Annotated in this window: 9 protein-coding genes; 8 read left to right on the top strand and 1 reads right to left on the bottom strand. The window is 61.6% G+C overall.

The genetic code is table 11. The features are described from left to right. Both EN993_RS29205 and EN993_RS29210 read left to right on the top strand, forming a co-directional pair. Nucleotides 1-257, top strand: a 257-nt coding sequence (locus EN993_RS29205) for a helix-turn-helix domain-containing protein (protein ID WP_164757882.1), incomplete at its 5' end; no start/stop codon positions are given. Beyond that, nucleotides 254-1,579, top strand: coding sequence for a HAMP domain-containing sensor histidine kinase (locus EN993_RS29210; protein ID WP_127265517.1), 1,326 nt, complete (start codon nucleotides 254-256; stop codon nucleotides 1,577-1,579). The genes EN993_RS29205 and EN993_RS29210, both read left to right, overlap by 4 nt. A gap of 30 nt (nucleotides 1,580-1,609) precedes the next feature. Here the strand turns inward: EN993_RS29210 and map are convergent, their stop codons facing one another. Further along, entirely contained in the window at nucleotides 1,610-2,437 is an 828-nt protein-coding gene (map, locus tag EN993_RS29215) for a type I methionyl aminopeptidase (RefSeq protein ID WP_127265518.1), read from the bottom strand. Nucleotides 2,438-2,637: 200 nt separating this feature from the next. On the opposite strand from map, the gene EN993_RS29220 reads away from it, so the two are divergent. The 6 genes from EN993_RS29220 to EN993_RS29245 all read left to right on the top strand — a co-directional run. Further along, nucleotides 2,638-3,057: a hypothetical protein gene (locus EN993_RS29220; protein WP_127265519.1), complete on the top strand. Its 420-nt coding sequence runs from the start codon at nucleotides 2,638-2,640 to the stop codon at nucleotides 3,055-3,057. 111 nt (nucleotides 3,058-3,168) lie between these two features. Continuing rightward, nucleotides 3,169-3,408, top strand: coding sequence for a hypothetical protein (locus EN993_RS29225; RefSeq protein WP_127265520.1), 240 nt, complete (start codon nucleotides 3,169-3,171; stop codon nucleotides 3,406-3,408). Nucleotides 3,409-3,560: 152 nt separating this feature from the next. Further along, on the top strand, nucleotides 3,561-3,857 hold the full coding sequence (locus tag EN993_RS29230) for a DUF982 domain-containing protein (protein WP_013532001.1): 297 nt from the start codon (nucleotides 3,561-3,563) through the stop codon (nucleotides 3,855-3,857). A gap of 42 nt (nucleotides 3,858-3,899) precedes the next feature. Continuing rightward, entirely contained in the window at nucleotides 3,900-4,331 is a 432-nt protein-coding gene (locus tag EN993_RS38050; RefSeq protein ID WP_245462834.1) for a DUF6074 family protein, read from the top strand. A gap of 425 nt (nucleotides 4,332-4,756) precedes the next feature. Then, nucleotides 4,757-5,983 carry a pilus assembly protein TadG-related protein gene (locus EN993_RS29240; protein ID WP_164757883.1) on the top strand — a complete coding sequence of 409 codons (1,227 nt, stop codon included), beginning with the start codon at nucleotides 4,757-4,759 and terminating at the stop codon, nucleotides 5,981-5,983. A 5-nt stretch (nucleotides 5,984-5,988) separates the two neighbouring features. Further along, the coding region (locus EN993_RS29245) for a TadE/TadG family type IV pilus assembly protein (protein WP_206532438.1) at nucleotides 5,989-6,336 on the top strand (348 nt) is incomplete at its 3' end.

The following is a 6,336-nucleotide window of genomic DNA, read 5'->3' on the forward strand; positions in this document are numbered from 1 at the left end:
GCAATGCACGGGTTGCGACGACGACGCATGAATTCGACCTGCTGCTTGCGTTCTGCCGCAATGCGGGCCGGGTTCTCTCGCGCGAAGAACTGCTCAGCGTGACCCACGCCGGGCTCGCCGGACCGATCGAACGAAGCGTCGATGTGCATGTCAGCCGGATCCGCCAGAAGATCGAAAAGGACGCGCGCGATCCGGTGCTTCTCAGGACTGTTCGGTTGGGTGGCTACATCTTCACCGCAACGGTGGAGGAGGCATGAGGGGTTTCGTCCGCCGTTTTCTGCCCCAGTCCGTGCGCGGGCAGTTTGCGGCAATCATTTTCATCGCGGTGATTGTGATCATGTCCGTCGGATCGGTCGTCGAGAGTTTCATAGAGAACGTCGACCTTCCCGCTGTGGAAGATAGCGCCAGGCGAGCGGCCGTTTTTGCCGCCTTGTTGCGCGAAACGCCAGCGGAAGCGCGTGGCGCAATTCTGGCGACAGCTGCGCGAGCTGGTTTTGATTTCAAGGTGCTGCCCAAGGAACAGATCCGCAGCATTCCCTATTCCTATCTGCAGTGGCGAAGTATCGAATGGCTTTTCCGCATCGACAGGGGGGCGGTTGATGGGCGCTGGATAAGGATCGGCGGCCGATACGCGTTTGTGATCGACCTCGACCAGCATGACGTCCTTGCTCATTTCGGTATGCCCGATTCCTGGCTGACATCTGGCCTCGTGCGTGCCTCGTTCTACAGGTTCATGGCTTTCGTCGCCTTGCCCGTCCTGATCTGGCTGTTTGCGGTATGGGCCGTAACGGACCCGCTGAAGCGCATCTCGGCGGCAGTCGGTTCGACCGAGATTGAGAACAGCGACCAGCTTTTCGTCGAACGCGGCTCCATTGAGATGGTTGGGCTGGCGCGCGCCCTGAACAGGATGAGAACGCGTATCCGAACGATGATAGAAAACCGCACGCGCATGTTGCGCAGCGTCAGTCATGATCTGCGCACGCCTTTGACGCGGCTGCGGCTTCGCGCCGAGCGCATGGATGATGGCCCCGTTCGAACCGCGATCCTCTCCGATGTCCAGCACATCGAAGTCCTGATCGACGAGACCCTGACCTATCTGCGCAACGACGTTTCGACGGAGAAGCTGCAGCGCGCCGACATTGCCAGCGTTCTGCAAACCGTCTGTGCTGAATTCTCCGATGTCGGGTTTCCGGTCTCATATTCCGGACCGGATCGGCTTCTGGGCTGGTGCAAGCCCAATGCACTGGCGCGGGCGATCGCCAATCTCTGCGACAACGGGGTCAAATTCGCTGGCACTGTCACGGTCGCATTGACGGCGACCGACACGGTGGCACGCATCACGGTTGGCGATGACGGGCCGGGCATTCCGATGACGGCGCGCGCTCGTGTTTTCGAACCGTTCTTCAAAGAAGATGCGTCGCGCGGCATTGCATCGAAGCATGGCTTTGGCCTGGGTCTTTCGATCGTTGCCGACATCGTCCAGGGACACGGCGGCAGGATCGAATTGCAGGACAATCAACCCAACGGACTGGTCGTCACCATTGACTTGCCGAATGGTCCAAGTGCCCAACCGTCTTAGACGGCCTCGTGCCGGGTAAGACGACGCGCTTTAAGCCGGCAGGCCGGGGCGGTCGAGCTTTTTGGGCGACAGGGTGAAAATCTCGCAGCCGGTGTCGGTCACGCCGATCGTGTGCTCGTACTGCGCCGACAGCGAGCGGTCGCGCGTCACCGCGGTCCAGCCGTCCGACAAAACCTTCACGTGCGGTCGGCCGAGATTGATCATCGGCTCGATGGTGAAGATCATGCCGGGCCGCATCTCGACGCCCTCATTGGCACTGCCATAGTGCAGGATGTTCGGTGCGTCATGGAAAAGCTGGCCGACGCCGTGGCCGCAGAAATCGCGCACCACCGAGCAACGCTCACCCTCGGCATAGGTCTGGATGGCGGCGCCGATGGCGCCGGTGCGGGCGCCGGGCCTGACCGCCGCTATGCCGCGCATAAGGCATTCATGCGTGACTTCGAGCAGGCGCTCGGCAGCGCGCTTGATCGTGCCGACCGGATACATGCGCGAGGAATCGCCGTGCCAGCCGTCGAGGATGTAGGTGACGTCAATGTTGACGATGTCGCCATCCTTGAGCGGCTTGTTGTCGGGAATGCCATGGCAGACGACATGATTGATCGAGGTGCAGGACGATTTCGTGTAGCCGCGATAGTTGAGTGTCGCCGGCAGCGCGCCGTGGTCCATGCCGAATTCGAAGACAAAGCGGTCGATGGTTTCGGTGGTGACGCCGGGCTCGACCATCGGCACCAGTTCGTCGAGACAGCGCGCGGTGAGATCGCATGCCTTGCGCATGCCGCCAAAGCCGTCCTCGCCATAGAGGCGAATCTGGCCGGTATTTCTGAGCGGTGCCGTGGCGGCGTCGAGATAGGTGACCATTTTGTCCGTGTAGTCGGTAGGGCTCTGCAAGAGAGCCGACGTGAAAATCTCCCCAGATTTGGCACTTGAGGGCAAAAGGTTCAAGGAAGAACTGCCTGATGCAGCCGTGCATTCGGGATATTTGCCTTGCATGGGGTAATGTCTCGCCGGGTTTTGCCCGGTTTACTTTCCTTTCTGGCCATCGTGCGGTAGGGCGGGTGATGTTTTCGAGATCGCGCCCCTTCACGGCCAGGCAAGCCAGATGGCTTGAAGCGCCGCTGACGGCAGCCTGCTCATGCCTGATGGGCATGGTGCTGCTGGCGATGCTATGCCTCGGCCGGCCGGCGGCGCCAGCCTTCGCGGATAGTGCGCCGAGCGGTGCCAGAATCGGTGTCGAGCGGTCTGGCGAGGTGGCGGCGCTGCTGCGTGTCACCGGTAAGGTGCAAGCGCTGGAAGTTCGCGCCGTCCGTCCGGCCCTGGTCAAGTTCGCCGGCGGCCACCCCGCCCTGCCGGTCCCCGACGCTGTCTTCCCCGGGGTCGAGCGCACGCTGCCGGGAGCGGCTGTTTCGGGATACGGAGCGGCCTCGGCTCCGAGGGCGGGCACCAACCAGCCGCGCGCACCGCCGGGCATCGCGGCCTAAGCGGTCCAGAGCCGCACCCTTCACCTCATCGCTATCCCTGTTCGCGTCGTGATCGTGCGGCGGCTGTGGCCGCGCCGCGGTCGCGCGGCGCGGCATTTCCGGACTATTTCAATGCAACAACGCATCAAGACTTTCAAAACCCTGTCGCGTGCGGCCTCGGCTGCCGCGTTCCTCTCCGTTCAGGCGCTCATCTGCATCGGAACCGTCTATTGGGCGGTTGCCGAGACACTCGGCCTGTCGCCGATGTCGGCCCTTGTGCTCGGCGGCATCTTCGCCGTGCCGACGATATTTGTGCTGATCACCGCGATTCGCGTGGCTTTCGACGCGGAGACGGATCCAGCGAACCAGTGAGCGCAGTCGCCCAAAGCATATCCTCGATTGTTCTGGGCGACGTGGCTGTTCAGCGACCCAAGTGACGACACATTTCTGGGTCAAAAGCCCGTCAAAGCAACTTTTGACGACGAATGGCGTTGCCTCGGTGACGCCGGTTCGGGAGATAGGAAATGGACAGACTGCAATTCGAGGTGCCGGTGCGCATCGCACCCGCGCCCGGCCTGCCAGTCGAGGAGATTTACGGCGTCGAGCAGGCGCTCGATTTTCTTCAGGACTGGCCTGCGCGCCGTCAGGGCCCGATCTATCAGAAAGCGTTCAACGCCTGCTTTGGCGCCACGGTGGACGTAGTCAAGACCGAGGATGCCTGCCGGGCATTCATGGCGTTTTGCCGGGCGAGCGGACTGATGGCCAGGGACATGATGACGCCGCGCAAGCGCGGCGGTGAGGCAAGGGCGCTCCAGGCCTGAGGGCCGTCGCCCGTTTCACCTGCCCAACGCCAACGATGGCGTTTGAACGCACACGGCGATGTCGTGGGCGTATGGCTGCGCCTTTTGTCCCCGACGACCTCACCAGGCGCACCAACGTCAGCGCCGTTAAGCTTCCGTTTCCACCTTCCCGGCTACGCCATTGCTTGTTGGCAATGGTTGATTCGTTGCGTCAGTCTCATGGTTCGGAAGATGTCCCTAGAAAAAGTTCGTGCATTCCCGATCGACCGTCAGGTATTCTTGGTCAGGGAAGTTGCCGCCAAGCTCGGCAATCTGCATGGCGAGACCGCCACCTCCTTCTGGAGGGCCAAGGCGTCGGAGTTGCTCGATCGCGTGGTCGGATCCGGCAGGGACAGAACAGCAGCCAGCGATGAAGTGCGCAGGTTCTTCCTGGCCGTACAGAGAGAGATGATGGCCGAAACGGCTGCGGAGTCGATGCCAATTCTTTCCGCTTAAAGCTGAACCGGGGTAGCGACATCGGTGTTCGCCACCTTCGACGGCAAGTTCGCCGATCGGATGCAGACCATGGCGGCAATATCGAGTTCAGGGTGAACTGGTAGGCAAGGGCACGGAGTGCTCGCTGGCTCGGTATCCGATGGAGTGGGTCCCGGTTTGCCGCGCATAAATCCTATCGCGAATGGATGGCAGTCCTGCCCCATAGCGGGTCACTTGCCACCATCTCCGCAATTGCATTGTTAGCAAACGATAAACTGTCGCCGGCAATCGTCCACGTGGGATGCGGGCTTTTGGTCGTGTTGCTGCCTTTAATGCCGTCGATCGGCCATGAATCCCCTTGTTCTGGATGCCAATAGATCACTGGTCAAAATTGAACGGAACTTTTTAGCCGTTCGTTCATATATGCGTGCTTTCTAATCTATGCCATGGTCTCCAATTGCTTCACCCGAATTCGGCTTGTGGCGGACGGTATATGCCGGAGCACCCGCGCAAATGTCGCAACCATTTTCGCCCTGACCTTGCCGATCGTTGTTGGCGCCGCGGGCTTCGGTGTCGAAACCTCCTATTGGTACTACAACAGCCTGAGACTGCAGGCGACGGCTGATGCCGCCGCCTATGCCGGCGCGCTTGAACAGGTCTCGGGTTCCGACAAGCCGACAATCGTCGCGGCCGCGACCCAGTCGGCGGCGACGAACGGACTGGGCTCGGGCACCATCGTCGTCAATACGCCGCCAGCGTCCGGACCGAATACGGCGAAGAAAGCGGTCGAGGTGATCGTCGGCCAGAAGCTCGACCGGATGTTTACCTTGATCTTCACGCAGGCTCAGGTTCCCGAACAGGCGAGGGCGGTCGCCCTCATCACCAACGCCTCGAAGGCCTGCATGACCGCGCTCGATCCGGCCGCCCCGCAGGCAGCGCTGTTTTCCGGCAATACTATCGTGAAGGTTACCGGCTGCGTGGTGATGTCCAATTCGATCGCCCCTGACGCCATCAAGCTTCAGGGCTCGGCGGGCCTCCAGATCGATTGCCTGATTTCGGCGGGCGGCGTCTCGCTCAGCAATCCCGTCACCACGGTCTGCGCGGCCCCGATCACCCAGGCGCTGCCTGCCGCCGATCCATTTGCCGACCTGCCAGCCCCGGCGGCCTCGAACCCTTGCCAGAACGACAACAAGCCGACGCTGAGCCCAGGCACCTATTGCGGCGGCATGACGCTGAAGGGCAATGTCACGCTTTCGCCTGGCGTCTATGTCGTTCAGGGCGATCTCAAGATAAACGCCAACGCGGCCATTATCGGCAGCGGTGTGACCATCTTCATGTCGGGCAGTTCGACCGTCAGCATGAATGGCAACGCCTCTGTGAAGCTCAGCGCGCCGACCTCGGGCACCTATTCCGGTGTGCTGTTCTACGGCGACAGGACCGGTACCCCCGCATCCAGCACATTCAACGGCACAGCGGACTCGCTGCTGACCGGAGCCATCTACTTCCCCAAACAGCAAGTAAACTATCTTGGCAACTTCTCAGGCAACGGCGGCTGCACCCAGGTCGTCGCCAATACGATTCAATGGTCCGGCAGCACAACCATCAACCAGGATTGCACGAGCCTCGGAATGCGCGACATTCCGGCGGGGCTGTCCGTGGCGCTGGTAGAGTAGCCTCCGTGGAACGCCGATCGGCGCCGATCCTCAGCGATAAAGCGGGCGTTGCGGCGGTCGAGTTCGCGATGGTGCTGCCCATCCTGTGCCTGGTGCTGCTCGGCATTCTGGACGGCTGGTCCTACGTAACGAGTTCGCTGTCGATGCGCGCCGGCGTGAAGACTGCCGCGAACCTGGTCATGGGCGGATCGACCAATGATACGGCGACCAAGGCCGTTGCCATTGCGAGCTGGGAGAATCGGCCGGAGGATGGCCAGGTCACGCTAAGCCGGACTTACATGTGCGGGACGACCGTCGTCGACGCTGCCACCTTGTGCAGTGGGCCGAAAGCACCATCGGTCTATGTCCAGATC

Origin of the sequence: Mesorhizobium sp. M7D.F.Ca.US.004.01.2.1 (assembly GCF_003997785.1) — a bacterium.
GTDB lineage: Bacteria > Pseudomonadota > Alphaproteobacteria > Rhizobiales > Rhizobiaceae > Mesorhizobium > Mesorhizobium loti.